The sequence below is a fragment of the Brevundimonas sp. Root1423 genome (genome assembly GCF_001426805.1).
Genome location: NZ_LMFL01000012.1, coordinates 364,355 through 389,331, shown reverse-complemented (window position 1 = coordinate 389,331; position 24,977 = coordinate 364,355). Strand labels below are relative to the sequence as shown.

General features: G+C 65.3%; 24 protein-coding genes, 1 tRNA gene and 1 pseudogene. 12 read left to right on the top strand and 14 right to left on the bottom strand.

Translation table 11 applies throughout. From position 1 onward, the window contains the following. Positions 1 to 280: 280 nt before the first annotated feature. On the bottom strand, positions 281 to 2,746 hold the full coding sequence (locus ASD25_RS09200; RefSeq protein ID WP_056616538.1) for a BTAD domain-containing putative transcriptional regulator: 2,466 nt from the start codon (positions 2,744 to 2,746) through the stop codon (positions 281 to 283). 160 nt (positions 2,747 to 2,906) lie between these two features. Next, complete coding sequence (locus ASD25_RS09195; RefSeq protein WP_056616535.1) at positions 2,907 to 3,560, bottom strand: hypothetical protein; 654 nt, start codon at positions 3,558 to 3,560, stop codon at positions 2,907 to 2,909. A 147-nt stretch (positions 3,561 to 3,707) separates the two neighbouring features. Between ASD25_RS09195 and ASD25_RS09190 the strand changes: the two genes are divergently transcribed. Further along, positions 3,708 to 3,902, top strand: a complete 195-nt coding sequence (locus ASD25_RS09190) for a hypothetical protein (protein WP_056616533.1) — start codon at positions 3,708 to 3,710, stop codon at positions 3,900 to 3,902. Positions 3,903 to 4,567: 665 nt separating this feature from the next. On the opposite strand, the gene ASD25_RS30295 is transcribed toward ASD25_RS09190, so the two are convergent. The 3 genes from ASD25_RS30295 to ASD25_RS09170 form a co-directional block, all read right to left on the bottom strand. Continuing rightward, positions 4,568 to 4,720, bottom strand: a complete 153-nt coding sequence (locus tag ASD25_RS30295; RefSeq protein WP_156389231.1) for a hypothetical protein — start codon at positions 4,718 to 4,720, stop codon at positions 4,568 to 4,570. Between the two features lie 152 nt (positions 4,721 to 4,872). Further along, complete coding sequence (locus tag ASD25_RS09180) at positions 4,873 to 5,250, bottom strand: hypothetical protein (protein ID WP_056616527.1); 378 nt, start codon at positions 5,248 to 5,250, stop codon at positions 4,873 to 4,875. A gap of 526 nt (positions 5,251 to 5,776) precedes the next feature. Beyond that, positions 5,777 to 6,751: a sodium-dependent bicarbonate transport family permease gene (locus ASD25_RS09170; RefSeq protein WP_056616525.1), complete on the bottom strand. Its 975-nt coding sequence runs from the start codon at positions 6,749 to 6,751 to the stop codon at positions 5,777 to 5,779. Between the two features lie 95 nt (positions 6,752 to 6,846). Between ASD25_RS09170 and ASD25_RS09165 the strand changes: the two genes are divergently transcribed. From ASD25_RS09165 to ASD25_RS09145, 5 genes are all read left to right on the top strand, one after another. Next, entirely contained in the window at positions 6,847 to 7,746 is a 900-nt protein-coding gene (locus ASD25_RS09165) for a LysR substrate-binding domain-containing protein (protein ID WP_056616524.1), read from the top strand. A 169-nt stretch (positions 7,747 to 7,915) separates the two neighbouring features. Continuing rightward, entirely contained in the window at positions 7,916 to 8,101 is a 186-nt protein-coding gene (locus tag ASD25_RS09160; protein WP_056616521.1) for a YdcH family protein, read from the top strand. 167 nt (positions 8,102 to 8,268) lie between these two features. Next, on the top strand, positions 8,269 to 8,667 hold the full coding sequence (locus tag ASD25_RS09155; protein ID WP_056616518.1) for a tellurite resistance TerB family protein: 399 nt from the start codon (positions 8,269 to 8,271) through the stop codon (positions 8,665 to 8,667). Then, positions 8,664 to 8,852, top strand: a complete 189-nt coding sequence (locus ASD25_RS09150) for a hypothetical protein (RefSeq protein ID WP_056616514.1) — start codon at positions 8,664 to 8,666, stop codon at positions 8,850 to 8,852. Before ASD25_RS09155 ends, ASD25_RS09150 begins: the two co-directional genes overlap by 4 nt. A gap of 30 nt (positions 8,853 to 8,882) precedes the next feature. After that, positions 8,883 to 9,869, top strand: a complete 987-nt coding sequence (locus ASD25_RS09145; protein ID WP_056616512.1) for a TerC family protein — start codon at positions 8,883 to 8,885, stop codon at positions 9,867 to 9,869. 168 nt (positions 9,870 to 10,037) lie between these two features. Here the strand turns inward: ASD25_RS09145 and ASD25_RS09140 are convergent, their stop codons facing one another. Further along, entirely contained in the window at positions 10,038 to 10,697 is a 660-nt protein-coding gene (locus ASD25_RS09140) for a helix-turn-helix domain-containing protein (protein ID WP_200943571.1), read from the bottom strand. 258 nt (positions 10,698 to 10,955) lie between these two features. On the opposite strand from ASD25_RS09140, the gene ASD25_RS09135 reads away from it, so the two are divergent. The 3 genes and pseudogenes from ASD25_RS09135 (at position 10,956) to ASD25_RS09125 (ending at position 12,384) form a co-directional block, all read left to right on the top strand. Beyond that, positions 10,956 to 11,465: a RidA family protein gene (locus tag ASD25_RS09135; RefSeq protein WP_235562684.1), complete on the top strand. Its 510-nt coding sequence runs from the start codon at positions 10,956 to 10,958 to the stop codon at positions 11,463 to 11,465. Further along, a pseudogene (locus ASD25_RS09130) lies at positions 11,420 to 11,779 on the top strand (tyrosine-type recombinase/integrase); the annotation flags it as partial. The gene ASD25_RS09135 and the pseudogene ASD25_RS09130, both read left to right, overlap by 46 nt. A 236-nt stretch (positions 11,780 to 12,015) precedes the next feature. Beyond that, complete coding sequence (locus ASD25_RS09125; protein WP_082572299.1) at positions 12,016 to 12,384, top strand: cytochrome c; 369 nt, start codon at positions 12,016 to 12,018, stop codon at positions 12,382 to 12,384. Positions 12,385 to 12,415: 31 nt separating this feature from the next. On the opposite strand, the gene ASD25_RS09120 is transcribed toward ASD25_RS09125, so the two are convergent. Both ASD25_RS09120 and ASD25_RS09115 read right to left on the bottom strand, forming a co-directional pair. Continuing rightward, positions 12,416 to 13,480 carry an NAD(P)-dependent alcohol dehydrogenase gene (locus ASD25_RS09120; RefSeq protein ID WP_200943569.1) on the bottom strand — a complete coding sequence of 355 codons (1,065 nt, stop codon included), beginning with the start codon at positions 13,478 to 13,480 and terminating at the stop codon, positions 12,416 to 12,418. 54 nt (positions 13,481 to 13,534) lie between these two features. Further along, positions 13,535 to 14,611, bottom strand: coding sequence for a sensor histidine kinase (locus tag ASD25_RS09115; protein WP_056616506.1), 1,077 nt, complete (start codon positions 14,609 to 14,611; stop codon positions 13,535 to 13,537). A 333-nt stretch (positions 14,612 to 14,944) separates the two neighbouring features. Here ASD25_RS09115 and ASD25_RS09110 point away from each other — a divergent pair, with 333 nt between their 5' ends. After that, positions 14,945 to 15,577, top strand: a complete 633-nt coding sequence (locus ASD25_RS09110; RefSeq protein ID WP_235562682.1) for an isoprenylcysteine carboxylmethyltransferase family protein — start codon at positions 14,945 to 14,947, stop codon at positions 15,575 to 15,577. 78 nt (positions 15,578 to 15,655) lie between these two features. On the opposite strand, the gene ASD25_RS09105 is transcribed toward ASD25_RS09110, so the two are convergent. From ASD25_RS09105 to cpdR, 5 genes are all read right to left on the bottom strand, one after another. Beyond that, positions 15,656 to 15,856, bottom strand: a complete 201-nt coding sequence (locus tag ASD25_RS09105) for a hypothetical protein (RefSeq protein WP_056616502.1) — start codon at positions 15,854 to 15,856, stop codon at positions 15,656 to 15,658. A 228-nt stretch (positions 15,857 to 16,084) separates the two neighbouring features. Continuing rightward, positions 16,085 to 16,288 (bottom strand): hypothetical protein, encoded by a 204-nt coding sequence (locus tag ASD25_RS09100; protein WP_056616499.1) that lies wholly within the window; start codon positions 16,286 to 16,288, stop codon positions 16,085 to 16,087. Positions 16,289 to 16,586: 298 nt separating this feature from the next. Beyond that, positions 16,587 to 16,661 (bottom strand) — tRNA-Val (locus ASD25_RS09095). Between the two features lie 217 nt (positions 16,662 to 16,878). After that, entirely contained in the window at positions 16,879 to 21,681 is a 4,803-nt protein-coding gene (locus ASD25_RS09090) for a Calx-beta domain-containing protein (protein WP_056616495.1), read from the bottom strand. A gap of 249 nt (positions 21,682 to 21,930) precedes the next feature. Beyond that, on the bottom strand, positions 21,931 to 22,287 hold the full coding sequence (gene cpdR / locus ASD25_RS09085) for a cell cycle two-component system response regulator CpdR (RefSeq protein ID WP_056616494.1): 357 nt from the start codon (positions 22,285 to 22,287) through the stop codon (positions 21,931 to 21,933). A gap of 125 nt (positions 22,288 to 22,412) precedes the next feature. Between cpdR and ASD25_RS09080 the strand changes: the two genes are divergently transcribed. Then, positions 22,413 to 23,261 (top strand): N-formylglutamate amidohydrolase, encoded by an 849-nt coding sequence (locus ASD25_RS09080; protein ID WP_056616493.1) that lies wholly within the window; start codon positions 22,413 to 22,415, stop codon positions 23,259 to 23,261. A 245-nt stretch (positions 23,262 to 23,506) separates the two neighbouring features. Here ASD25_RS09080 and ASD25_RS09075 read toward each other — a convergent pair whose 3' ends face one another. Beyond that, a complete protein-coding gene (locus tag ASD25_RS09075; RefSeq protein WP_056616491.1) occupies positions 23,507 to 24,190 on the bottom strand; it encodes a DUF599 domain-containing protein in 684 nt (227 codons plus the stop codon). A 172-nt stretch (positions 24,191 to 24,362) separates the two neighbouring features. On the opposite strand from ASD25_RS09075, the gene ppa reads away from it, so the two are divergent. Next, entirely contained in the window at positions 24,363 to 24,929 is a 567-nt protein-coding gene (gene ppa, locus ASD25_RS09070; protein ID WP_056616489.1) for an inorganic diphosphatase, read from the top strand. Positions 24,930 to 24,977 lie beyond the last annotated feature (48 nt).

Here is a 24,977-nt window from a genome sequence, read left to right as displayed (position 1 = left end):
CGAAAGCATCGGACACGAGCCACTTCCCAGCAGGGCTACGCGACCCACTGGCGCGCATTTCGCAAGGTCCGCTTCCCTAAAGCCGAGGTCGCAGGTTGGAGTCCTGCCTGGGTCGCCAACTTTTTCAATGCGTTAGAGTCTAGAGGGCTGTGGCCTTTCGACTTGGGGGAACAATGGGGGCACAAGTTCGTCTCGGCTTCAGGCTGTTCCGAGTCCTGGGCTGCCTGGAAACTTGCCAGCCTGCTCGTCAGGCGCGGTCCGAATGAATGAGAGTCGCGCATCAGGGCGTCCTGATGAGGTCCGTCGCCAGCAAGCGGGTCCCGTACTTGCGGCGGGTGAGGAGGAGGCTGCCATCCGGGCGTACGGCGAAGGCATCGAGCAACAGAAGGTCCGTCGTCTCGTCCAGACTCTCGTCCCGACCGCCGGCCAGATCGCGGCGACGGATCCTGCCGCTCAGGCCGTCGGGCGAACGCTGTACGTAGAACAGCTGTCGGCGATCGATATCCCAGTTCAGCCAATCCCAGGACTGTTGGTCGGCGACGATCAGTTGGCGCGGTCCGGCCTCCCGATCGTTCAAGAGCGACAGGCGCCATACGCCTTGGCGACCATCCAAGACGGCGTAGATGCGACCGCTGCTGTCGATGCGCACGGCGCGCGGCCCCGGCAGACTGAACGGCGTCGCGCCGGACCCGTCGGCGTTCATCCGCCAGATGCGCCAGAAGCCGCCCCGTCGGGACGTGAAGTAGAGATGCCGGCCGTCGTGCGACCAAACTGGCGAGGCGTCATCGGCGTCGTCGGCGGTCAAAGGTGTTATCCGGCCCGTTCGCCGGTCGGCGACGTAGAGATCGGCGCCGCCGTCACGCGTGGCCACAAACGCGATGCGTCTACTGTCAGGAGACCAGCGCGGCTCGCTGAGCACAGCGTCCAGTATGGTTGAGGCGGCGGTCGGCTGACCGTGGTCTGCGCCCTGGATCCACAGGCGTTCACTGCCGTCACGATCAGAGACCATGACAAGGCTGCCATCGGCTGCGACATCCGCGAACCAGTCTGAATAGCCTTCCGCCGGCCAGGGCGTGTCCCCAATGGGACGCCGCACGCCGGCCGCGTCCGCCTGCACAAGGTCGGAGTAGTCGGAGACAGCCTCGAAAATCAGACGGTCGCGAGCGCGAGCGGAGGTGAGTAAGCGGAAGTCCAGCAACCCGACCGAAATACGCTTTGCCTCGCCGGTCCGCCGCGCGGGAGCCCACCAGAGCGCGGTGTCGCCGCTGCGGTTGGAGGAAAAGTAAACGCCCTTGCCGGTCCTGTCCCAGGTCAACCCCCAGATTCGCCTCCCGTCGGTGGTCAGTTGACGCGTACGGCCCTTGGTCAGGTCCAGAACGTAGACGTTGGCGGCTGTCCAGCTTGTGCGACGAAGGAATGCGAGCATTTTCCCGTCGGGTGAGATCGTCGGGGCTTCGTCGCCGGCAATCTCGGCCGGGCTGGTGGTCAGCGCGCGGCTCCGTCCAGTTTCCACGTCGAGACGGAAGAGGCTCGTCGGAAGGCCGGGGGCGGCCTGGTCGGCGAAATAGATCGACTTCCCGTCGGGGGCCCAGCTCAGGCGCGTGCTGCTCACCGCGCGACAGGCGCCGACGATCCGTTCATGTCCGTTTGGCGGCGCCATGACAATGATGCGGCACGGCGCATCTCCGGTCGCCGGGGTTCGCGTGAAGGCGAGCAGTCGGCCGTCGGCTGACCAGGCGGGATTGTCGTCCAGCGCCGGATCTGTGGTCAGCCGCACTGGATCCCCGCCGCTCAAGGTGCGAAGGTAGATGTCCAGGTTTCCGGGATGTATGCGTCGCGAGATATGGGCGATCCATTCGCCGTTCGGCGATACCGCCGGGCGGGTCGGTTCCTCGCTGGCCAGGATCGTGGTCAGCGGCCCGAGCGCGACGGTCTCGGGCGATTGCTGCACACTGAATTGGGATCCCGCGAGCGCGGCCAGCAGGAGTGAGGCTGCGATGCCGATCCGGTGACCGCGGCGAGCGGGAGGCTTGCCCGGCGTGGTCGTGGCCGGCGTTTCCCGAAGGGCTCTTGGCGGTCTGGTCTGCGATGGCGCCGGCCGGGTGCGTCGCTGGCGGGTGATGTCCTGATAGAGGGTGCGTGTTTCCTCTTCCGGCTGCGCGCCGAGTTCCCGGTGGAGGAGGTCGGCCAGTTCGCGATACTGTTCCATGGCCGCGGCCGATCGGCCCTGGCGCGCATGCAGCGTCATCAGCACCCGCCGGGCGCCCTCCTGCAAGGGATCGATCTGCAGAATCCGCAACGCTGTCCGGACCGCTGACTCCGCACCGGCCGGAGTGTCGATTTCGCTATCGAGGCGCCGCGTCAGCAGGGCCAGCTGCAGTTCGCGGATGCGCTGACGTTCGACCCGCGTCCAGGCCTCGAACTCGTAGGCGTCGCGGATGCCGAAGTCCTGCAGGAGCTCGCCGGTCAGGTCGTCGACGGGAGCGTCGACCGCGACCGGCGCGCGGGTGGCGGCTTCCAGCGCATCGACGTCGCATTCCAAGCCGTCGGCCCGCAATTTGATCTGCTCGCCCTGCGCCCTGAACAGATCGTCGCCGTCCGGCGTCACCTTGCGGAGCAGCGAAAGAGCCTTGCGGAGATTGAGCCTGGCCTGGGTCGCGTCCGCGTCGGGCCAGAGCAGGGCGGCCAGGCGTTCGCGTGAGGCGCGGCGTCCGGGCTGCAGGGCGAGGAAGGCGACGAGGGCCAAGGCCTTTCGCGTCGGCGGCGTCACGACGCTCCCGCCGGGGGTGCTCAGCTCGCACCGTCCCAATAAAGTCAACCGCCAGGAATTCACGCAGCCCACCCTTCACGGGTGGACCCTACACCGGGGCATTGACGAACTCATCCCCGATTTGCGCGATATCGTGTCAGGCGGCGATCGGCTCCAGGGCGAGGCGGAGGGCCGGGTCGTTCAGCGCCCTTCGGACAAGGTCCGCTTGGCGGCTCTCGCCGAATTTGAGAAACAGCTGCCGCAGGTGACTCTTGGCGGTGGTCTGCTTAATACCGTACCTTGCGGCGTGGTCCGAGATGCGATCGCCATCGATCAAAGCCCGTAGCAACTTCGCCTCCGCCGGAGTGAGGCCGAAGGCCGTACGCAGGCGGGCACAGTCGAAGCGGGGCGCTCCATCGACGGCCATCAGCATCGCCAGACCTTCGTCGCCGGGCCAGTCGAGCGACACCACGACGAGGCGCAGCGCCTCGCAGGCGTCGCCAAGGGTATCGACAAGCACCTCCTGCGCATCGCCCGCGGGACGCGTCGCCGCCGCCTCGATCGCACGGCGCAGGGCGGGGGTCGCCCGATCATCGATCGCGGCGAGTCGATCGCCGATGATCTTGAGATCGCCGCCAAGAAGCGCCTGACCCAGGTGATTGGCGAACTTCAGCCGGCCGTGCCGGTCGGTCACGAGGACCGCGATGCGGGCGTGACCCAACGCTTGGCTGAGCGCGATGCTGACGAACGCTCCGCCCCCGTGTGCGAACGACGCGAGTCGTTCCATTTCAATCTGCCGTTCTACGGCCATGGGAGATGCTCCTGTTTTGCCGGAGCATTTCGTGGAGGCGTCCCAGGGACCGTGGCGCCGAGCGTGAAATGGGCGTGAAATCGTCCCGAGCCGGACCGCCAAGGCGCGGTTTTTATCCGTCGCCTCATGGGATAGGCGGTTTGGACGGTGCAGTCCTCCATCGTTCGAGGGAGGCGGCGCGGCGGGCAAGCGCCCGCCAGCCTCGATGTCGGCACGAACCACGTCGGCGCCAACATCGTCGGGAACCCCGACTTCGGCAGGAGCGCCGACTTCTTCGAGCCGTTCGGTCGCGGCGACGTCACGCCCGGGCAGGCGACGACCTTCTGCTTCAGGGCAGCGTGACCACCGGCTCTATCGACCCGGGCGACTGTAACGTGACTTCAGCCCCGTGATCCTGTCCAGCCGGGTCGGCCGGGCAGGGCAGCCCGTCAAAGCTGTTGGGGGACGAGAGCCGGCTCCGCCCCGCTCAGAGGGTGTGCGTCTTATGGGGCGGCAGAGGGGCATACGAGGACCCTCGGCACGATGTTGACCCGTTCAACGTCAGCTAGGCGATCTGCAGAAAGCCGTGTCCGAAGGACACGGGGCCTGCTCACAACAGCGGACGCGCCAAACGGCGGCGTCGAACGACCCCTTTTCGCTGGCGAGCCACTGACCGCGGCTGGCGCCAGACGGCAGCCTTACCGCTGGTGAACTAGCGATCTTGAAGGAAGAGGCCGACCGGGGCGAGGCCTTGGCGCTCGCTATGCAGGCCGAATGCGAGGACTGATCCTGCGAAGTACTCGGAGCTACCCCGGGAAAAAACGTCGACACAGCAGGGGTCGGCAAGCGCGGCACGAATTTTTCTGGCCGGAGGCTGGGTAGACGTCCCGCCCCCCAAGACCTGGCCCCGCCGAAGCGGCCTGTTGAGCGTGTGGTATGGGTCGGAAGCGGTCCTAACGGCAGGACGCCGTCCAATGTCTGCCTCCAGGCCGGCTGCCCATGTCTGCACTTGGCGCACAGCGGGCGAGTCACCGCGTGCCGTAGCGATGGCCCAGCTTCTCGAGTTCGCGGATCGCTTCCTCGAGGTCTTCCGCGGAATACTGGACGACCGTGCCGTCCAGCAGTCGACACCTGACATAAGCGACTTCGTCCCCGTCGGGATCGGCGCGCGCAGAGATCATTCGGTGACATAGAGCGTTCCTGATGTGACGGACGCGGTCCAGTTCGCTGGGAACGGGGGCCCCTTCTAGGCCGTCCTCAACCCACCCCCAACGCAGGAGCAGGTGTCCTACGAGCGACATAAGTTCCTGGAAATCCGGCACCGCCGCCAACGTCAACCTCCGCACATGTCCAAGCTGAAGATGTCCGGTTTCAGGCGGCCAGCCAATGTCCGCTCTTGGCGCGCTGCGGACTCTCCCCCACAGATCACCATGGCGGCAAGGGGCTCCGTGCCAATGAAGGCAGGCCAGTGGTCGATATCGACCACTAATCCTGACCCGTCGCGGTGCATTACCGCGTAGAGATCGTCAGGATCCCCCTCGAGCAAAAAATCTTCAACGGTGTCGATCCCGATGAAGACGCCGTCGGCGTCGTTCTGCAGCGTGATGCATCCGAGAAGGTGCAAGACCATCCAGAAGCGGTAGCCTGCACACTGGTGGTCGGCGGCAAGCCGCGTTGCGCGGGCGAGGTTCGAGAAAATTCCGTCGTTCATGGTGTTCTTTCATGGGGCGCCGGGCGAATGGACCCGCACGCCGTGGTGGAGAGGAGTGCGAGCGTCAGGAGGTGGAGGGGGCGGTCGCCACCCCGGTCGACTTGCGCCAGTGACCTTCCCGCACCGGGTCGATAGCTTCAGCGCCGAGGCTCCCGTGACGGACGCCTTTCAACTTTTCCAGCAGATCGCTCAGAAGGTCGTCGCGATCTACGAGCAGACGGAGGCACGCAGCCTCGAGCGCCACAAGCCGAACCTCTGGGTCAGTTATCAAGGCAATCTCGCGGGCGACCTCAACCCAAGCATGGCCGGCATATCGAGACAGCCACCATCACTGGTCGTCCACCACTGCATCCTCTCTTCGATCGACGCAGCTATAGGGCCTACTTCTGACTCTTTGCGGACCTTGCCCGAGTCCGTTGTCGGGTATGTCCGCGGCCTAAATCCGGTGCGTCAGGCCTCGGCGCTGAGCGGCCGATGTGGAGGTCCGCCTTGTGGGGAGGGAGTATCATCCAGCCCCACCGATTTCTTACGCCCAGAGCCAAGAAGCCGCAGCGGTGTACAGAGCGATACCGATCGTGAGGTTGAACGGGAAGGTCACGGCCAACGACGCGGTCACGAACACGCCGGCGTCTGCGTCGGGCGCGGCGAGCCGCATCGCAGCCGGCACGGCGATATAGGACGCCGACCCAGCCAAGATGGTGAGCAAGGCGGCGTCGCCGACACCGAGACCCAGCAGCCGCGACGCCGCAAGAGCGATGGCAGCGGAGACGAGCGGAAAGGCTAGCGCGAAGGCGAGCACGCCCCATGTCAGCTTCCGTCCGCCGTCGAGCAACCTACGCGCGGCGATCAGCCCGATGTCCAGCAGGAAGAAGCAGAGCGCTCCCTGGAACAGGGGGCCGACGAACACTTCAAGCTTCGTCATGCCCGCCGGGCCGGAGATTAGTCCGACAATGAAACTTCCCAGCAGCATCACCGTGGCCGCTCCCACGAACACTTCCCTGAGGATCGTGCGGCGGCGACCCGGTTCGCCGCGGCCGGCGCCATTGAGGAGCAGAAGCGCCGTCAGGATCGCAGGCGTCTCCATCAGCGCCAGAACGGCCGCCATATAACCGCCCGAGGCCATGCCAATCGTGGCCAGATGCTGCTGACCAGCCGCGAAGGTGACGACGGACACGGAGCCGTACGTCGCCGCAAGGGCGCAGACCGTTGACCGGTCCAGCCGCGGCACCCGCTTCAGGATCATGTAAGCCAGCAGCGGCATCAGGGCGCTGAGCGTCACGCCGATGACCGCGGCGACGAGGAAGTCGCCGTTCGCCCCCGCCTCCCTCGCCTCCACGCCGCCTTTGAAGCCGATGGCGAGCATCAGGTAGAGCGACAGCGCCTTGGAGACCGGTTCCGGGATGGCGAGGTCGGAGCGGGCGAGAGCGGCGGCCGCTCCGATGTAGAAGAACAGGATCGCGGGGGAGGTCAGAAGCGCGAGGCTGGCAGTGAGATCGGGCATTCGGTGAGGCGCTCCTGTGGGGCGCTTCCTGTGTGCTCGACCGGTACCTCGATCCAGTTTATTGGCGTGATGGGGCTCATAATGGATGCTGATGGATGGCGCAGCGGTTGGTCAATCTGGACATCGATCTTCTGCGCGCCTTCGTCATGGTAGCGGAGACGGGCAGCTTCACCCGCGCCGCCGCGCTGCTGGGGCGGACACAGCCCGCGGTCAGCCTGCAGATCCGCCGGCTTGAGGACCAGTTGCGCTCACCGGTCTTCGATCGTGGCGGCAGGGGGTTCAGCCTGACGACCGAAGGCGCCGGCCTGCTTCCCCAGGCCCGGCGGCTGCTGCGGCTCAACGATGAGATCGTCGCGACCCTGGGCGAGGGGGATCTTGCCGGCGAGGTGCGCTTCGGGGCGCCGGAGGACATCGCCACCATCCACCTGCCAGGCATTCTGGGATCGTTCGCGCGCAGCCACCCGCGCATCAAGCTGTCGGTTACGTGTGACTACACCACCAATCTGCTCGACCAGATGTCGCGCGGGCTGCTCGATCTCGCCCTGATCAAGCGCGAGCCGGTCGGTCCTGAACTGGGCGTCCGGGTGTGGAGCGAGCCTCTCGTCTGGGTCGCACTCGACGCGTCCATCCTCGAGCAGACGCCGTTGCCGCTGATCATCGCGCCAGCGCCTGACATCTATCGCAAGCGTGCGCTGAGCGCTTTGGAAGCCTACGGTCTCGCATTCCGCGCCTCCTTCACATCCCCCAGCCTCTCGGGACAGATGGCGGCGCTTCGCGCGGGGCTTGGGGTCGGGGTTCTCCCGGCGGCCATGGCGTCGCGGGACCTGACCGTGCTTGGGAGCCCGCTTCCCGCCCTGAGCGATACCGAAATAGCCCTGGTCTCCGCGCGTGGCATGTGCGGTCCTGCTGGACTGCTCGCCCAGGAAGTCCTCCGCACTCTGGAGGGCGGTAGATCCCCCATGACCAGCGCTTATAAGACGCATCACCAGTACTGATTTGGGTTATTTGGCTTGCCCCGCCTATCTCACGGGGCGGCCCGGGCCCCTCTGACGATCATGGTGATCGTGATGTCGGACCGCATCGGGTGCGCTCGATGTCGGGGTCCAGCAGTCTTCCCTTCATCGAACCTGTGTCGAGCGCTCCTCCGTCGAGAAGGAGAGGCTCATGAATGTCGTGTTGATGCGTCGCCTGCAGGGGCTTCACGTCCTGCTGGAGATGGCGCTTGAGGCGGAGCGGTCGCGGGTGAGGCCCGACGATCGGACCCTCGTGGGGATCAAGAAGCGGAAGCTGGCGATCAGGGACCAGTTGGCGCAGGCCGATGCGGTCTTGGCGCAGTCCACGGTGCACTGACGACCGATCCTCGAGGGACCGACTTCCGCTTCCCTCCGTCGACCACCTTCAACGAAGCGCCACTGCTTGGCGCAGGAACGAGCACCATGCCTTCATTAGATCGCCGGGCGCGCAGCCGCGCGCCCATTGAACAGGATGACGTCTGGACCCCAGGTGACGTGGTCCAGATGGACGCCATCGTCGCGGCTTGCGCACTCGTGGCGCAGGCCGACGGCTGGGTGACCCCACAGGAGCGCAAACGGATGACCGACCGGATGCGGGAAACGCCCAGCATCCGCAGCTTCGGGCTCCATGAGGTTCTGGTGGGGTTCGAGGCCCTGAACCTGCGGTTCGATCGCGACCTTGAGGACGGCCAGGCGGCGGCGGAGGCCGCGATCGCACAGCTTCGCGGGCAGCCGGGTCCGTCCCGCTTGCTGATCGAGACCGCCTGTTCGGTCGCCGAGGCCGACGGCGGGTTCGACGCCGAGGAGCGCGCGGCACTGCTGCGCATGTGTGAACTGCTCGACGTGGATCCGGCGAGGTTCGACTTGCTGGTTGAGCGCGCGGCGCTGGACGTACGGCGATGAGGATCGGCCCGCCGCCGCCGGCGATGACGGCGCAGATGAGCGCGGCCCACTTCGCCCAGTGCGCGCAGCGCGTCGCCTCTCACCGCAGCAGTCCCACGGATCGTCCCGTCACCGCGCCCGACGCGGTGACGGACGACACCGTCATCCGCCGGCCCAGCCGGCACACCTTCGACATCCGCGTCTGACGCGGACATACAGACTGGAACACTGATCGTATGGATTTTCTGACCCAGGACCTCCTGACCAAACCGGTCTGGATGTGGGCCGCCTTCCTCGTGCTCGTTGTCGTTCTGCTCGTGCTGGACCTCGGCGTGCTGCACAAGAAGCACCGTGAAATCGGCGTGCGCGAGAGCCTGCTGATGTCGCTCGGCTATCTGACCCTCGGCGTCGGCTTCGGCGGCTGGGTCTGGTTCAGCCTCGGCCAGCAGCCGGCGATCGAGTATCTGACCGGCTTCGTGGTCGAGAAGTCGCTGGCGATGGACAACGTCTTCGTCATCGCGATGATCTTCGGCTATTTCGCAATCCCCCAGATCTATCAGCACCGCGTGCTGTTCTGGGGGATCCTGGGCGTGATCGTGCTGCGCGCCATCATGATTGCCGGCGGAGCCGCACTGGTCTCCGAGTTCGGCTGGGTGCTCTACATCTTCGCGGCCTTCCTGATCCTGACGGGGATCAAGATGATCGCCATGGCCGACAAGACCCACGACATAGGCGACAACCCGCTGCTGCGGTTTCTGAAGCGGCGCTTGCCGGTCACCGATGAACTGCATGGCCAGCGCTTCGTCGTGAAGTTGCCGGACCCCAGGACGGGGCGACTGGCGACCTTCGTGACGCCGGTCTTCCTGGCGCTGATCATGATCGAGATCGCCGACGTGATCTTCGCGGTCGACTCCGTTCCGGCCATCTTCGCCATCACGACCGACCCCTACATCATCTACACGTCGAACATCTTCGCCATCCTGGGCCTGCGGGCGCTCTATTTCGCTCTCGCCGCCATTATCCACCGCTTTGCGTATCTGAAGCAGGCGCTGGCTGTCCTGCTGATCTTCATCGGGTCCAAAATCTTCGTCGCAGACCTGATGGGATGGGAGAAGTTTCCGGCGGCCATCTCTCTGGGCGTAACCTTCGCGATCCTCGCGGCCGGTATCCTCTGGTCGCTCTGGCGGACCCGGTCGGGCGCCGCTGAAGGAGTCGCGCTATGACGCTGCAATCGGACGACCCGCTCAAGGGCGCCGTCCACCGCATTTCCGCTAGGTGGCGGTCCTCAGGCCGTCAACCAACGTTCGCACTGGCGCTAAGCCGTCGCAGCCCGCTAGCTTGTTGCTGTCACCTTCCGGGCAGCTGACTTCCCCCGCTAGCCGCAACCGCCTTCAGGCGACGCATTTGTCGAGGGTAGCGAAACGGCTTGCTCCTAGCCAAGTCTGGAAGCTGCTCTCCAGCTCGCGGTTGCCGACGACGACCAACCGACCGTCATCCATGGCCGCAGCGATCGGGGCGTAGCCCATCCAGACTTCAGTCAGAGTTCGGAGATCGGTCGTGACGTACAGGTCGACATCATAGCCGGGTTCGACTGAGCACAGGTCGACCTCCCGACCTGGCTGGACGAGCAACCACCAATTTCGCTTCGATGTCGGCAGGTCGCGGTAGATGAACTGGATGGTGCTGCGGCGAGGCGGCAGGGGGTTAGGGTCGATCTTGCGCCGCATGTTCCACATCAGGAGCTGCACATCGAGATGCGCCAAGGTGGCCTCGGTCGTGATCCAGCGATGGCCCCAATCGCCCATCGCATCGATGACAGGTTCGATCGCCCGTCCTGCTTCCGTGAGCGAATATTCGAAGAGGTCAGCTCCGTCCGTGGTGGGCCGCCGCACAACGATTCCGGCTTGCTCGAGGTCCTTGAGCCTTTTGGACAGCAAGGCGGGGGACATGCGCGGCAGGCCCCGTCGAAGATCGTTGAAGCGAGCGGTGCCGCTGAGCAGTTCGCTCAGAAGCATCATGGTCCAGCGCGAGCAGAGGAGGTCCGACGCCATTGCCAAGGGACAGAACTGCCGATGCGCGCTGGTTGCCATCATAATTCCTCGATCTGAGAGAACTGCGTTCTACTCTCCAGCGGCGGGCACCGCCAGTTCCGAAACTGTACCGGGCGGTACAGTTCCGGAACTGGATGGCTGGATAGCGAACGCTGTAATCAGACGGTCGGCGGCCGAATTCGCGGGCACTCAAGGGGCTTGATGATGGTTAGAGAACAGACGGCTTCCACGAGCAGCGGGCCTGCGAACCCCAACAAGATGCTTTGGGAAAAGGGCGACTTCACCCGCATCGCCGCATCAATGCGCGAAAGCGGTGACGCCCTTATAGAAAGCCTTGGGCTAACGCCGGGGTTGGAGGTTCGGCATGACTTGTACAGCCACTATGCCTACTCCGCGGCGATCAGGTCCGGAGACTTGCTGTTCGTGTCGGGTCAGGTCGGGAGCCGCGTCGACGGTTCCCCCGAGCCTGATTTCGAGGCTCAGGTCCATCTGGCGTTCGCCAACCTGAAAGCGACCCTGGAAGCCGGCGGATGCGGCCTGGAGGACGTCGTCGATGTGACGACCTTCAACACCGATCCCGAGAACCAGTTCGCTACGGTGATGGCGGTTAAGGCTGAGGCTTTTCCGAACGCGCCCTATCCAAGCTGGACGGCGCTCGGCGTCAACTGGCTCGCGGGTTTCGATTTCGAGATCAAGGTGATCGCCCGGGTCCCTTCAGGGAGCGACCCGTACCATTCGAGATCACAGAGCCGGCGAGGGAAGCTCTGACGCAATGGCTCGACCTCCGAGGCCGGCGGCCGGATGATTGGTTGTTCCCAAGCCGCAGCAACGCCGGCCGGCATATCGGGACGCGCCAGTACGCACGCCTCGTCGACGGTTGGGTCCGTATGATCGATCTGAATCCGAGTGCGTACGGCACCCACAGCTTGCGACGTACCAAGGTGGCGCTGATCTACAAGAAGACCGGAAACCTCCGCGCCTGCCAGCTGCTCTTGGGTCACGGCAAACTGGAGAGCACCGTCAGATACCTCGGTATCGAAGTCGACGACGCTCTAGAGATCTCCGAACAGATCGACCTTTAGCGGCTGGGTGGTGGGTCCGTCGGAAAGCGGACCCACCGAAGGTCTCTTTCGGGTGGGAAGCGGACCGTTGTAGACGTCGAAGGACTAAAGGGCGATGCGGCGCTGTAGTTATGGTTCGCAGTGAAAGTCGCGGCTGCAACATTTACAATGCCAACATTAGGGCAAGTTGGGCGTACAGATGGCTCCGACGCTGAGTGACTTCTTGATCATGTCTAGGTCAGCGTGCCCGGAAGAATATGAAGCTCGCCGTCGTCCTCGCGCTCTCTGCCGCAGTTTGCGGATGTGGCTCAAGCCTTGCTGTGCAGACTTCGAGGCCCGTTCGCAGTGCTGCGGACGAAACGGCCTCCATCCTGCGCGGCTTGGCCTTTGCGCAAGCTCGCTGCGCAGGCTGTCACGCGATAGCGGACATCGGTGATAGCCCGAACGCGGCTGCACCTCCGCTTCGTGAAATTAGCCGCCGCTATCCGGTTGAAATGCTCGCGGAAGCCTTCGCCGAGGGCATCAACACGGGGCACTCCACCATGCCAGAATTCGTTCTGTCCCCGGCGGAAAGCAACGACTTGATCAATTACCTCGAGAGCGTTCAGAGCAAGCCTTCGGGCTGAGGCGGCCCCGCTGAATGCGAGGTCCGTCGCATTACGGGCTTATCGCGATCTTGAGGACGCCGTCTCGTTGGTGGGCGAAGAGCTCGTAGGCAGCTTCGATGTCGTCCAGCCGATAGCGGTGCGTGACCATCGCCTCCAAGCTGACCCGGCCCGAGGCGATGACCGACATCAGGCGACGCATCCGTTCATGGCCCCCGGGGCAAAGGGTGGTGATGATCCTGTAGTCTCCCAGCCCCGCCGCGAAGGGGGCGGCCGGGATCGACAGGTCCTGCGAGTAGACGCCAAGGCTCGACAGGGTTCCGCCCGGACGAAGAACCCGCAGGCAGGCCTCGAAGGTGTGTTGGGTGCCAAGAGCTTCGATGGCGACGTCGACGCCTCGCCCGCCGGTCAGCCGCATGATCTCCTCGACGGGGTCGACCGCACTGAAGTCGACGGCATGGTCAGCTCCCATTCGTTTGGCCATGGCAAGCCGTTCCGGGAGCCGGTCGACGGCGATGATTGTTGTGGCCCCGGACAGCTTCGCTCCAGCAGTGGCGCAAAGTCCGATAGGACCCTGCGCGAAGATCGCGACGGCGTCGCCGATCTGGACATCGCCCCGTTCGGAGCCGCTGAGCCCAGTGGACATGATGTCCGGGCACATCAGAACCTGCTCGTCGCTCAGTTCGTCGGGGACCGGTGCGAGATTATTCATCGCGTCCGGAATGAGAACAAACTCGGCCTGACAGCCGTCGATGGTGTTGCCGAGCCTCCAGCCGCCCATCGCCTTCCAGCCATGTGTCAAACCGGCGCCATCCTGAGCTGCGCGTCCGCACTGGCAGGCGCTGCTATGCCCGCTCGGCGTGATGGCCCCGGCTATAACGCGCTGGCCTTCGTGGTAGCCGGTGACGCCAGAGCCCAGCCGCTCGATTACCCCCACAGGTTCGTGGCCGACCGTCAGTCCTCGCTCGACGGGGTACTCGCCCTTGAGGATGTGGACGTCGGTGCCGCATATCGTGGTGGTGGTTATTCGGAGCAGGGCGTCCAGCGGCCCCACTTCGGGCACTCGTTTGTCTCGGAGCAAGATGCGTCCCGGCTCCGCGAAAACCGCCGCCTTCATCATTGCCATTTAGCGCCTCGGTTCTGATCTGCAGACTGGCGGGACCGGGAGTGGCTAGATCGCGACCTGTGGTTCGGCGACGTTGGTCTCCGGCTTCACCGCTGCCGCTCCCGTGTGCTCTATGGTCACCGTGGTGCCGGGCGTCCGGGCGCTGACTACGACGCGCGCGAGGAGCTGTCGGGCCAATGCTTGCACGATGCTGGTACCCAAGCCAGCTCGCGCCTCGTTGAGGCTCACGGGCATGCCCACACCGCTGTCGGCTACGGAAAGCGTCCAACGAGGTCCTTCGCAGGTATAGGAGACAAGTATCGTCCCGCCAGCTCCGTCCGGAAATCCGTGCTTGAGCGAGTTAATCACCAGTTCGGTGACGATAAGGCCAAGGCTCACGGACACCTCCGGCTCGACGGAGACCTCGGGCGCGTCGACGCTAAGCACCAAGGCCCCCGGATCGACGATCATTGACGCGGCGATGGTCCCGCACAGTTTGGTGAGATAACTCCGCACGTTCACCACGTCCCGACTAGAGACCGCGAGCAGTTGCTGGAGGTCCGCCACGGACATGACGCGAGTATGGGCATCGCGAAGATGGCCCCGAGTTTCCTCCGAAGATGCGCGTCGTGCGTTGAGCATCATAACGCTGGCGATTATCTGGAGGCTGTTCGCGACCCGATGGCGCACCTCCTGCAGCAGCAGGTCGTTGTCCTTGACCAAGTCCCGTGCGGTTTGGGCGAGCGCCCGAGCTTCAGTGACATCCGCGACCGCCACTAGAAACCGCAGATTGTCAGGGTCTCCGTAAGACAGCTTTCGCACATTCAGAATGACGCATCGCGGCAGGCCGCCCTCCCGGCGGATTTCCGTCTCATACGCGTCGATCTCTGCATCGCCGCTTCGCGTGGCGTCCATCAAAGAGCGCAGCTGGGGCACATCCCATTCGCCTGTTCCCAAGCTAAACAGAGTGCTGCCCACAGCCTGCGCCGGGTCGATGTCGAACGCGTCGCAGAATGATGCGCTGGCCGCCATCACTTCGAACTCGCCATCAAGCAAGAGAAGAGGCGACGCGGACGCGTAAACCATCGCAAGCGCAAGGCTCAGGCTGGAGGCATCGGTAAGGAGTTTGGTCGATCCGGGCATGAAAGCCCTTTCTGGGTCCCCGGAGCTCGCGAAGCGAAAGCCGCACGGGGCGCTCGAACGCGGTCATGAGCGTCGGAGTGAGGCTCTAATAGCATGTATGGCCGCCGGGACGACAACTTAGTAAAATCTCGGCCTCAAGCCCGGGTCGAAGTGAGACCGCCTCAAGGCGCTACGCTGCGTATTTCGTCCTGCTGGCGTAGGGCGACCCTACAGGCTAGCCGACGACCGGTGAGTGGTCCTGCCGAACGTCAGCTAGGGGTGGAAAGCGGGCGTCGAGCGGCTAGGTTGCTGGACCCCGATCCCACGTGGGAGTAACGCGGGAGCACAAACGAGGTGATCGCGTTGACCACTGCCCACCCTGATCATCTTCGTCGCGTCCAGCTCATGCGTAAGGCGGTCTTGGCGGCCTGTATTTTGGCCGTGTGCGTCCTCGCCGCAATCACACACACGCTGGGTGGCAACAACGATTTCCACGAAGCGTTTGAAGCCCTTGGTCTCGCACTCATCGGCATTTGTATCGTCGGGCGGTCGTGGTGCTCGCTCTATATCGGCGGGCGGAAGAAAGCTGAGATCGTGGATCGAGGTCCATATTCGATCAGCCGAAACCCTCTCTATGTGTTCAGCTTCATCGGTGCCTTCGGCATGGGAGCCCAGACCGGGTCTGTCGTGATGGCCGGCCTGTTTGCTATAATCGCGTTCCTTGTTTTCTACGCGACGGTGCGCCGTGAGGAGGACTGGCTGAAAGCCACGTTCGGACCAGTTTACGAGCGGTATTTGGCTAGCACGCCGCGCTTTTGGCCGGATTTCCGCAGGTGGCGTGATCTCGAGACGCTGGAAATCCGCCCTGTCCTGTTTCTAACGACACTGCGAGACGGTCTGGCCTTTCTGTTGGTCATTCCATTGTTCGAGGCGCTGGAACACGCTCAGGACGTGGGCTGGGTCCATGCAATGTTCACTCTGCCCTAGCGCAGAACGTCTCCGTTCTCAGCGGCTGGCCTAAAGTCCGCAATGGGTTGATAGCGGACTTGGTCGACCGGATGGCCTTTAGTCGGCCACGTTGTTCCCCGCGCAGTCCACCGAAAACAGGCGAGCATTTCCGGCGTTCACATGGATACGGTGACAGCCCGGATGCTTCTCCAGCAGGGCCGTAATGGTGTCGAGAACCTTCACAGACTCGGTCAGCCGAACGGTCTCGATTGGAAGGCTTTCGCCCTCATTGCAGACCGTAAGTGTGTAGTCGCCCATGCCTCGAACCCGGACCCGCTTGGGAGGTCGTCGGCGGTAATGTCCGGAACCGTATTCGGCTGCAACGGAAAAGACGTCGCATCGCCCGCGTTGCCCACAAGCCACGTTTAGGCGGGGGTTTGTCAGCTACGTATACGCCAAAGGTTTAAGTCCGCTTTGGGTCGGGAGCAGACCGTCGCTTAAGGGTGGAAAGCCGACAACCGCTTCAAGGCCTCGAGCCGGCCGGTCCTATCCCTGTGGTGTCGAAGTGGATTTCACAGGTGCGACATACGCTGTCCGGGTTTCGATCTTCGTCATCAGCCCGTCAGTGACGGCCTTGTCCCGCACGAGGTCGTGGTATCGCCCGCCAACCGCATTCAGCTCCTCATCGGTGACCTCCACAATGTGAATGGAGCTGCCAGTGATGGAGAACCTGTGTGTCTGATTGGCCATGCGGAAATGTTTAGCGCAAACCTCGTAACCATTAAACCCGCAACGCTTTCTGTCCGGCTAACTCGGGACTGGCTTCTGGACGGTGGCTGACGGAGTTGGCTGTCCCTGCTGCCGCGGGGATCGATCCTGGACGACACCATTCGTCCGTCTCGCCGCTCTGGCAGTGGTGCAGGTCTTCACTGCATCGCCGCGCGGCCGGATACTCCGGATTAGGCGGGGGGGCCCCCGTGGCGCAGTGCAAACTGCGCAATAGATCGACAGCGCCTTCCGGCGTATCAAGCTAACCTATTGAAAAGAATGGTGGACGCGACAGGGATTGAACCTGTGACCCCTTCGATGTCAACGAAGTGCTCTCCCGCTGAGCTACGCGTCCGCCGTGGCGGCCCCGGGCGAACCCAAGGGTCGGGAAGGCGCGGTCTATAACCTGTGGAAGGCGCTCGCCGCAAGCTCCAAAAACCGGGCTCGCGCGGGAGAAAGTCCGGGGCTCCCACGGCATGAAAACCGGGCCGGCGCGAGCGAACCCGCGCCGGCCCGGTTTTCCGCCGTCCCGAAGCGCATCGGGACGGCGGTCCAGTCCGGTCCGTTCAGGATCAGGCGTAGATCCAGTCCATTTCGGCGTATTTGTCGGGCTGGCCGGCGTTCCACTGGAAGGCGTCAGCCGACACGATGTCGCGCGGATTGGCGTTCTGCAGCAGGATCGACGACCCGTCCGAGAAGCTGATCAGGACATCATTGCCTTGACGCGTCTGGGTCGCGGTGATGCCCGCCTCGGTCATCGCCGACCAGTCGAGGATGTCTCCCTTGCGGTAGTCGGTGACGATGTCGTCGCCTGAACCGGGACCGAAGACGAAGACGTCATTGCCCGCACCGCCGCTGAGGAAGTCGTTGCCCGCGCCGCCGATCAGCACATCGGCGCCCGCGGCGCCGTCCATCAGATCGTCGCCGTCGGCGCCGGCCAGGATGTCGTTCCCGGATTCGCCGCGCATCAGGTCGACGCCCGCGCCGCCGTCCAGACGGTCATTGCCCGACCCGCCCTCAAGCCGGTCGTCGTCGCCGCCGCCGAACAGGAAGTCGTCGCCCGCGCTGCCCAGCAGGAAGTCCATGCCGGCGTTGCCGAACAGGATGTCGTTTCCGCTCATGCCGTCGATGTGGTCATCGCCGGCCGCGCCCTTGATGACGTTGTTCACCGCATTGCCGATCAGCACCTGACCGGAGTCGCTGAGGCCGGTCAGGTTCTCCACATGGACGCCCAGCACCTGGACGCCGTGGGTGGTGCGGATCTCGTCCACGCCGCCGTTCTTCGCCTCGATCACGGCGTCGAACTCGGCGTCGACATAGTAGATGTCGTTGCCCGATCCGCCGTTCATCGTGTCCCAGCCGGCGCCGCCGTCCAGCACGTCGTCGCCGTCATAGCCGTACAGGCTGTTCTCCTGACCGTTGCCGATCAGGATGTTGTCCAGCGCATTGCCGTCGCCGCGCACGGCCTGACCCGTGAGGGTGAGGTTCTCGACGTTGTCCGACAGGCGATACGAGATGGTGGAGATGGCCGTGTCGACGCCTTCGTTGAACGCCTCCACGATCCGGTCGCCAGTGTGGTTGATGATATAGGTGTCGTTGCCCGCGAGGCCGCGCAGCACGTCGGCTTGGGACGTGCCGACCACCTTGTTGTCGCCTGCCCCGACGATGAACAGCTGGGTCACCAGGGCGTCGTGGTCGCTGCCCTGATCGGCCTTGGCCAGCAGGGTGTTCAGGTGAACGGCGTCGAACCGCGCCGCGTCCTGAAGGGCCCGGGAGATCATGATGTTGTCGATCGCCTGGCGGTTCTGGCCAAAGGTGTAGGTGTAGCGGTCGTCCTCGGCCAGCAGCTCATAGAGGTTCTGCAGGGCGTTCTCGCCCGTTTCGAACATCGTCAGCGCCTCTTCGAAATAGAAGGCGTTGAAGTCGCCCAGCACCATGACCGAGGCGTCGGCGTCATCGGCCAGAAGGGCGTCGACATAGGCCTTGATCGCGGTGCTCTGGGCGATACGGGCGGCCTCGGCGGCGTTCACCGGGGGCTGGTTGGGGCCGTACAGGGTGTCGCTGCCGATGCGCGAGCTGGAGTGGACGCTGACCACGGTCACCGCCTCGCCGTTGAAGGCGAATTGCGCCGACAGCGGACGGCGGCTGCCCTCGAACGCCGGGCCGTCAATCAGCTCCACCGAGCCGGCCACCAGACTGGTGCGCTCGGGATTGTAGAGGAAGCCGTTGCGCAGGTTGCTGTTGGCCGCGCCGCCGGTCGAGTTCGGCTCGGTGGGAGCGATCTCGACATAGACGTAGCGGACGCCGCTCAGGGCGTAGATGGCGTCGATCAGGACCTGGGCCGATTTCGCGCCGCTGAGCGTCCCGTCGTTGCTGTCCTGCATCTCGACCACGCTGATCACGTCCGGGGTGCCCAGGCTGTCGACGATGTCTTCCGCCAGCGCGTCGATATTGGGCGCGGTCGGGTTCAGGTTCAGAAGATTGTAGGTGGCGACCGTCAGCTGGTCCGCCGTGCCCGTCTCTTCGGTGTCGCCCTGGACCAGGTCGGTCTTCTCGCCTTCCGGCGCATCGACGTCCTCAACGACCGTGACCGGCCGGGTCACGACCAGCTCGTATTCGCCGCTGTGGTATTTCATCACGCCGGTCACGTCGCCGAGGCGGTCGCCGGTGGAGTGGTTCGACTGGTAATCGCCCGACAGGGTCGAGTCGTCGTAGATCAACAGCGCCTCGGGATTGAAGTCGCCCTCGGTCAGGGTCATGCCGCCGTAATCGTTCAGGCCCGTCGCGCCGTCGCCGTTGGAGGCCACGCCATAGGCGCCGCCTTCGTCGCTGTCGGTGACGATGCGGACGTCCTTCATGGTCACGACCATGCCTTCCAGCGACTCATAGAAGTCGATGGCGTCGGTCTCGACATCGTATGAGGTCATGTTGTCGTCATCGACGACACTGGTCGGAATGGCGCGCTCGCCGGCGCCCGTCCCGATCGCCACGGCCTGGACCGTGCCCGTCCCGATGACTTCCCAGCTCAGGCCTTCCTCGCCCGCGACCAGTTGGGTCGAGGACAGCTGGTTGGCGGCGGCCTTGAACTCGTTGACCGTGCCGCGCACACGGACCACGTCCCCCACCGAGATCCCGGTCGGAGCCACCGTGCCCGTGTAGACGAAGATGGCGTCCGAGGTGCGGATGTCGCCGTCGCCCGTGGCGTCCTGGATGTAGTAGCCGTCGCTGTCGATGGCGGTGACGACGCCCTGCGTCAGGACGGCCTCGCCCGCGAAGGCCGAGACATGGCCCGCGCCCTGCAGGTCGTAGATGGCGATCATGTCGTCGTTGACGATCCTGCCCCGGGCCTCGCCGTCGGCGACGGCGGCGTCGCCGGTCGGGTTGGACAGCTTGACGGTCAGGGTCTCGGACCCCTCGGGCGAGACGTCGCCCTTCACCACCACGGAGATGGTCTTGCTGGTCTCGCCCGCGGCGAAGCTGAGCGTGCCGGCGGCGGCCTCATAGTCCGAGCCAGCCGTGGCCGTGCCGTCGGCGGTGGCGTAGTCGATGGTGAAGGCGCCGTCACCGCCTTCGCGGGTGACGGTGAAGGTCATCACGGTCTCGCCGTTGTCGCCCTCGGACAGGACCGCGTCGCCGATGCGGACGACGGGCGGCATGCCGTCGTCATTGATGATGGTTCCCACGCCCTGCTCGTCGGCCAGGCTCAGACCGTCCGACGGATCGGACAGGTTGAGGGTCAGGGTCTCGTCCAGTTCGGCGCGCTGATCGCCCGTGACGACGATCTCGATGACCTGGGTCATCTGGCCGTCGACAAAGTTCACGACCCCGGCCTGCCCCAGATAGTCGGCGCTGTTGGCGCCCGTGCCGTTGGCCGGGCCGTCGGCGGTGGCGTAGCGGACCGAGGCGGGGCCACTGCCATTGGTGCGGGTGACCGTGAACCGCAGGACGGCCGCGCCGTCCTGGCCCTCGACCACCGCGGCGTCGGAGACGCTGACGGTCGGGGTGAAGGTCTGGCCCGTGTTGGCTCCGCCCGGGGTGTCGTCGCTCAGCAGCTTCCAGGTGAAGTTTTCGGCCACCCCGCCCGTGCCCGTGCGGCCGATGGAGGTGCCGCCGACGTCGCCGTCCTCGAATACGCCGACGTCCGTGCTGGTCATGCCGGCCGCCGGACCCTCGGTCGCGGTCATGGCGCCTTCATAGCTCAGGAATTCGACGACCTTGCCGTCCGGTCCGACCAGGGCGAAGCCGTCGGGCTCGCCGTTCTGCAGGCCCGACCGCGGGATGGAGATCGTGCCCATGCCGTTCTGCTGGTCGGGGAACCGGCCGCTCAGCGCGATCTCGGCGTAGGGCCGGCCGTTGGCGCCGTTGTACAGCACAAGCTTGTAGCCCTCGAGGCTGCTGCCCGCGACGCCCGCCAGTTCAATGAACTCCCCGGCGTCCTCGCCGACGTTGTCGTAGTGGAACTCATTGATGAAGGGCGGGGGCGGCGCCGGCGGCGCGTCGTCGTTCCGGATCGCGCCGACGCCCGAGCCGTCGCCGATCGTTCCGCCCCGGGCGTTCGACAGGGTGACGACCACAGTTTCGTCATTCTCGATCTCGTAGTCGCCGTTGACCGTGATGGTGACGGTCTTCGTGGTCTCGCCGGCCGCGAAGGTCACCGTGCCGGCTGCGGCGGCGTAGTCGGAGCCGGCCGTGGCCGTTCCGCCGCCCGTGGCGAAATCGACCGAGGCCGCGCCCGAACCGTCCGAGCGGGTGACGGTGAAGGTGAGGACCCTCGCCCCCGCATCGCCTTCCATGACCGAGGCGTCCGAAATGTCGATCAGCGAGCCGTCGCCGATGCTGAACGGGCCCGACGGCGGCGTCTGGCGCGCGGCCTCGTCGCCGACCCAGTTGGCCGGGTTGGCGATGGCGGCGAGGATGTCGGCTCTGGAGCCCGAGGTCGGGCCGTTGTAGGCGACATTGTCCTGCGGCAGCGCAATCGCCGTCCGGCCCGGCTCCAGCGTTGAGGGCATGGCCGAGGTGTTGCTGTTGCTGGCGGTCGCGGCGAAAACGCCGTTCCCGTCGGCGAAGTCGACCGCATACAGGAAGGTCGGGTTCCCCGCCGTGCCCTGGTAGGCGATGATGGAGTCGCCCGATCCCGAGAACGACATCCCCGTCGCGCCGACGTTGATCACCGTGCCGGCCGGAACGGCGGTGGCGAAGGTGTAGGTGTAGACGCCCTCGCCCGTGCGGAAGCCCGTGCCCGTCCAGCCGTTGTCGGTGAAGGTGATCTGGGTCCCCGCCGAGATCTCGGTCAGGACCACGAAGGCGAAGGAATCCGGATCATCCGCGTTCACACCGATGATGGCGATGTCGCCGGCGGCCAGGGTGGTCGGCATGGTCTCTGTCTCGCGTCTGAGGAACGAAGGGACTCTGCCCTTGGCGCGCCTCCGAAAACAGATCAAGCGAAGTAATTGTAACCGCTTGCATCAATGCAATTGCATTGCACACCTCAAGTGGTGCGGCACCGTTGCCTTGACGGTAAAGCATAGACGGGCGCGCGTGGTTGCGCGCGGCGGCGCCTGTCCCTTGGACAGCCGCCTGCTCGGTTACTGCGTCGGCGACCTCCCGATCACCGCGCCTTTTCGTTATGCGGCGACCATGCGTTCGACTTCGCCGACGAGGTCGCGAAGGTGCACGGGCTTGGACAGGACCTTGGCCTGCGGGCTGGCCTGGGCGGCGCTGAGGGCCACGGCGGCGAAGCCGGTGATGAACATGATGCGGATGCCGGGCTGGCGGGCGGCGGCGACGCGCGCGACCTCGATGCCGTCGGCGCCGGGCATGACGATGTCAGTCAGCAGCAGGTCCCACGGTCCCTGGTCGAGGGCGTCGATGGCGTCGTCGCCGTTCTCGCAATCAACCACCGAATGGCCGGCGCGCTCCAGCGCACGGGTCAGGAACCCGCGCAGGGAGTGGTCGTCTTCGGCCAGAAGGATACGCGCCATGTAGTTTTCGCCCCGGTCTTCTTTCCCTGAAGTTAGGCCTGCACTGGTAAACCCGCCATGAAAATCACCGCGATGTCAAAGCGGTCCCCTGTGGATGAGCGGCGGAAACAGGCTATGGCTGCGGCATGACTCTCGGGGGCGACAGCAGGGATCAGGCGAGCTTCACCGTCGTGGAGGCGACGGCCGCCGGGCGGTTCGTCTTCGCCTCGCCCCACTCCGGCGATCTTTATCCGGCTGACATGGGTGCCGATCCCGACCTGTCGCAGGCAAGCCTGCGCAGCGCAGAGGACGCGCTGGTCGACCAGCTGATCGCGCCCGGGACTGACAGCGGGGCCGTTCTGGTGCTCGGGCGGCTCGGCAGGGCCTATGTCGACCTGAACCGGGATCCCGCCGATCTTGACCCCCTGCTGATCGAGGGGTTGGGCGACAGCCCGGGTTCGGCCCGCACGGCGGCCGGCTATGGCGTCATTCCGCGGTTGGGCGGGGACGGCAAGACGCTGTACAGGCGCCGGCTGACGCTGGAGGAGGCGCGGGAGCGGATCGCGCGGGTGCATGCGCCCTATCACGCCGCCATCGGCGAGCGGATGCGGGCTGCGCGCGCGCGGCATGGCGGGGCCGTGCTGGTCGACTGGCATTCGATGCCGGCGCGGGCGACCCAGGGCTCGGGCGGCGCGCGCGGACCGGATGTTGTGCTGGGCGACCGGCACGGCGCGTCCTGTGAGGCGGAGCTGACCCGACGACTGCGGCGGGCGTTCGAGGCGCTGGGCTGGCGGGTGGCGCTGAACCAGCCCTATGCGGGTGGATGGACCACCCAGTCGTGGGGCCGGCCGGAGGAGGGCTTCCAGGCGATCCAGATCGAGCTGAACCGCGCCCTGTATTTCGACGAGGCGGCTCGGACGCCTTCGGCGGGCTGGTCACGCACGCAGAAGGGCGTCGCGCGGGTCATCGCAGGCCTGCTGGCCGGCGAGGCATAAAAAAAGCCGCGCCCGAAGGCGCGGCATAAAAGTCTTTAGGGAGGAAACGCCCAGGAAGGGCATGACGCCCGGAGGCGTCGAAAATCAAGCTAGTGTGCAGTGCACAAACCGTCAAGACAGTATTTCGCACCTGCGTTCACGCAGTGTAACGGCACGGTCGTTCCGCGTGATGCCGCTGTAACCGGTTTCCGGGGCAAATCTGTCCGTGTGCCAGCGCATCTGCGAACGGCCTTGGCTATTGGCGGTCAAGGCTCGAGAAGACGCCGTGCGCTGCGGATCGCCAGAGCGGCCGGGGACGCGGCCTGACGCCAGATCAGCAGGCCGGAGATGAGGGCGACGCCCAGCGCCAGCCAGACCGGCCCGAAAAGCCATGCAGCGGCGGCGAGGGCGAAATAGTAGCCGCGCACGCCCTGACTGAAGGCGCTCAGGGCAGGATTGAGCAGATTGGCCGCCGCATCGCCCAGCGCCACCCGATCCGCCTCGGTGTGGACTTCCGGAGCCGCGCCGATCAGGGCCAGCGAATAGTTCAGCTGGCGGATCGACCAGATGAAATCGAGCAGGCCTCGCGACAGGCACAGCAGCACCAGCGCCAGCTTGGCTTCCAGTAGACGGGTCGGCACATCCTCGGCGCCGACGGAGGCGAAACCCTCGATCGCCTGCTCGCCGCCGAACAACACGCTGGCCACGGCCGCGATCAACAGCAGGTTGGTCGAGGCGAAGAAGCCGCCGGAATTGATCGTGTGGCCCAGCAGATTGCTGTCGACGAGGCGGATTTCGCGATGGGTCATCGCCGTCATCCAGACCCGGCGGACGATCAGCATGTCGTCGTTCAGCGTGCCGCTGCGCCGGGCCAGCAGTCCGAGCAGAGGGCCATAACCCAGCCAGCAGACAATGAAGAAGCCGAGGGCCAGCCAGTCGAAAAGGGTCATGGGTCGCTCCTCGTCACAGCCGCATCGTGGCGCGCACGCGCCGCGCGCTCAAGCCGTGAGCGACCGCGCCGCGAACATAGCGCCCAAATCATGCTCTGCCTTGCTTCGGGCGCCGTGCGAGCCTATCACGCCCGCCACTTTCGTATCGCACTGCACAATAATCGAGCGCGCCATGAACATCGACGCCATCACCGTCGGCCCCAACCCGCCCTGGGACGTCAACGTCATCATCGAGATCCCGCAAGGCGGTCTTCCGGTGAAGTACGAGATGGACAAGGCCTCCGGCGCCCTGTTCGTCGACCGCTTCCTGCACACGGCGATGTACTATCCGGGCAACTACGGCTTCATCCCGCACACCCTTTCGGACGACGGCGATCCCTGCGACGTCATCGTGCTGAACCCGACCCCCGTGGTCCCGGGCTGCATCATCCGCTCGCGCCCGATCGGCGTGCTGAAGATGGAAGACGAGGCCGGCGGCGACGAGAAGATCCTCGCCGTGCCCGTCGACAAGCTGAACCCCTACTACACCGACATCGCCAGCTACCGGCAGCTGCCGGCCATTCTGGTCGAGCAGATCGAGCACTTCTTCACCCGCTACAAGGATCTGGAGAAGAACAAGTCGGTGACCGTGAAGGGCTGGGGCGACGCCGGCGAGGCCGCCGAGCTGATCGCCGCCGGCATGCGCGCGCATCAGGACAAGCTGAAAGCCGCCGCCGGCAAGGCCGCCAACGCGGCGTGATCTCGCTTCTCCCTCCCCCGAAGTGGGGAGGGATGTCGGCGCGAAGCG

Excerpts from the sequence above, each read along its gene's own strand:
- ASD25_RS09195 (WP_056616535.1), bottom strand. The coding sequence starts at position 3,560 with ATGGCCGTAGAACGGCAGATTGAAATGGAACGACTCGCGTCGTTCGCA.
- ASD25_RS30295 (WP_156389231.1), bottom strand. The coding sequence starts at position 4,720 with ATGATCTCTGCGCGCGCCGATCCCGACGGGGACGAAGTCGCTTATGTC.
- ASD25_RS09180 (WP_056616527.1), bottom strand. The coding sequence starts at position 5,250 with ATGAACGACGGAATTTTCTCGAACCTCGCCCGCGCAACGCGGCTTGCC.
- ASD25_RS09170 (WP_056616525.1), bottom strand. The coding sequence starts at position 6,751 with ATGCCCGATCTCACTGCCAGCCTCGCGCTTCTGACCTCCCCCGCGATC.
- ASD25_RS09165 (WP_056616524.1), top strand. The coding sequence starts at position 6,847 with ATGGCGCAGCGGTTGGTCAATCTGGACATCGATCTTCTGCGCGCCTTC.
- ASD25_RS09160 (WP_056616521.1), top strand. The coding sequence starts at position 7,916 with ATGAATGTCGTGTTGATGCGTCGCCTGCAGGGGCTTCACGTCCTGCTG.
- ASD25_RS09155 (WP_056616518.1), top strand. The coding sequence starts at position 8,269 with ATGGACGCCATCGTCGCGGCTTGCGCACTCGTGGCGCAGGCCGACGGC.
- ASD25_RS09150 (WP_056616514.1), top strand. The coding sequence starts at position 8,664 with ATGAGGATCGGCCCGCCGCCGCCGGCGATGACGGCGCAGATGAGCGCG.
- ASD25_RS09145 (WP_056616512.1), top strand. The coding sequence starts at position 8,883 with ATGGATTTTCTGACCCAGGACCTCCTGACCAAACCGGTCTGGATGTGG.
- ASD25_RS09140 (WP_200943571.1), bottom strand. The coding sequence starts at position 10,697 with ATGGCGTCGGACCTCCTCTGCTCGCGCTGGACCATGATGCTTCTGAGC.
- ASD25_RS09135 (WP_235562684.1), top strand. The coding sequence starts at position 10,956 with ATGCTTTGGGAAAAGGGCGACTTCACCCGCATCGCCGCATCAATGCGC.
- ASD25_RS09125 (WP_082572299.1), top strand. The coding sequence starts at position 12,016 with ATGAAGCTCGCCGTCGTCCTCGCGCTCTCTGCCGCAGTTTGCGGATGT.
- ASD25_RS09120 (WP_200943569.1), bottom strand. The coding sequence starts at position 13,480 with ATGAAGGCGGCGGTTTTCGCGGAGCCGGGACGCATCTTGCTCCGAGAC.
- ASD25_RS09115 (WP_056616506.1), bottom strand. The coding sequence starts at position 14,611 with ATGCCCGGATCGACCAAACTCCTTACCGATGCCTCCAGCCTGAGCCTT.
- ASD25_RS09105 (WP_056616502.1), bottom strand. The coding sequence starts at position 15,856 with ATGGGCGACTACACACTTACGGTCTGCAATGAGGGCGAAAGCCTTCCA.
- ASD25_RS09100 (WP_056616499.1), bottom strand. The coding sequence starts at position 16,288 with ATGGCCAATCAGACACACAGGTTCTCCATCACTGGCAGCTCCATTCAC.
- ASD25_RS09090 (WP_056616495.1), bottom strand. The coding sequence starts at position 21,681 with ATGCCGACCACCCTGGCCGCCGGCGACATCGCCATCATCGGTGTGAAC.
- cpdR (WP_056616494.1), bottom strand. The coding sequence starts at position 22,287 with ATGGCGCGTATCCTTCTGGCCGAAGACGACCACTCCCTGCGCGGGTTC.
- ASD25_RS09080 (WP_056616493.1), top strand. The coding sequence starts at position 22,413 with ATGACTCTCGGGGGCGACAGCAGGGATCAGGCGAGCTTCACCGTCGTG.
- ASD25_RS09075 (WP_056616491.1), bottom strand. The coding sequence starts at position 24,190 with ATGACCCTTTTCGACTGGCTGGCCCTCGGCTTCTTCATTGTCTGCTGG.
- ppa (WP_056616489.1), top strand. The coding sequence starts at position 24,363 with ATGAACATCGACGCCATCACCGTCGGCCCCAACCCGCCCTGGGACGTC.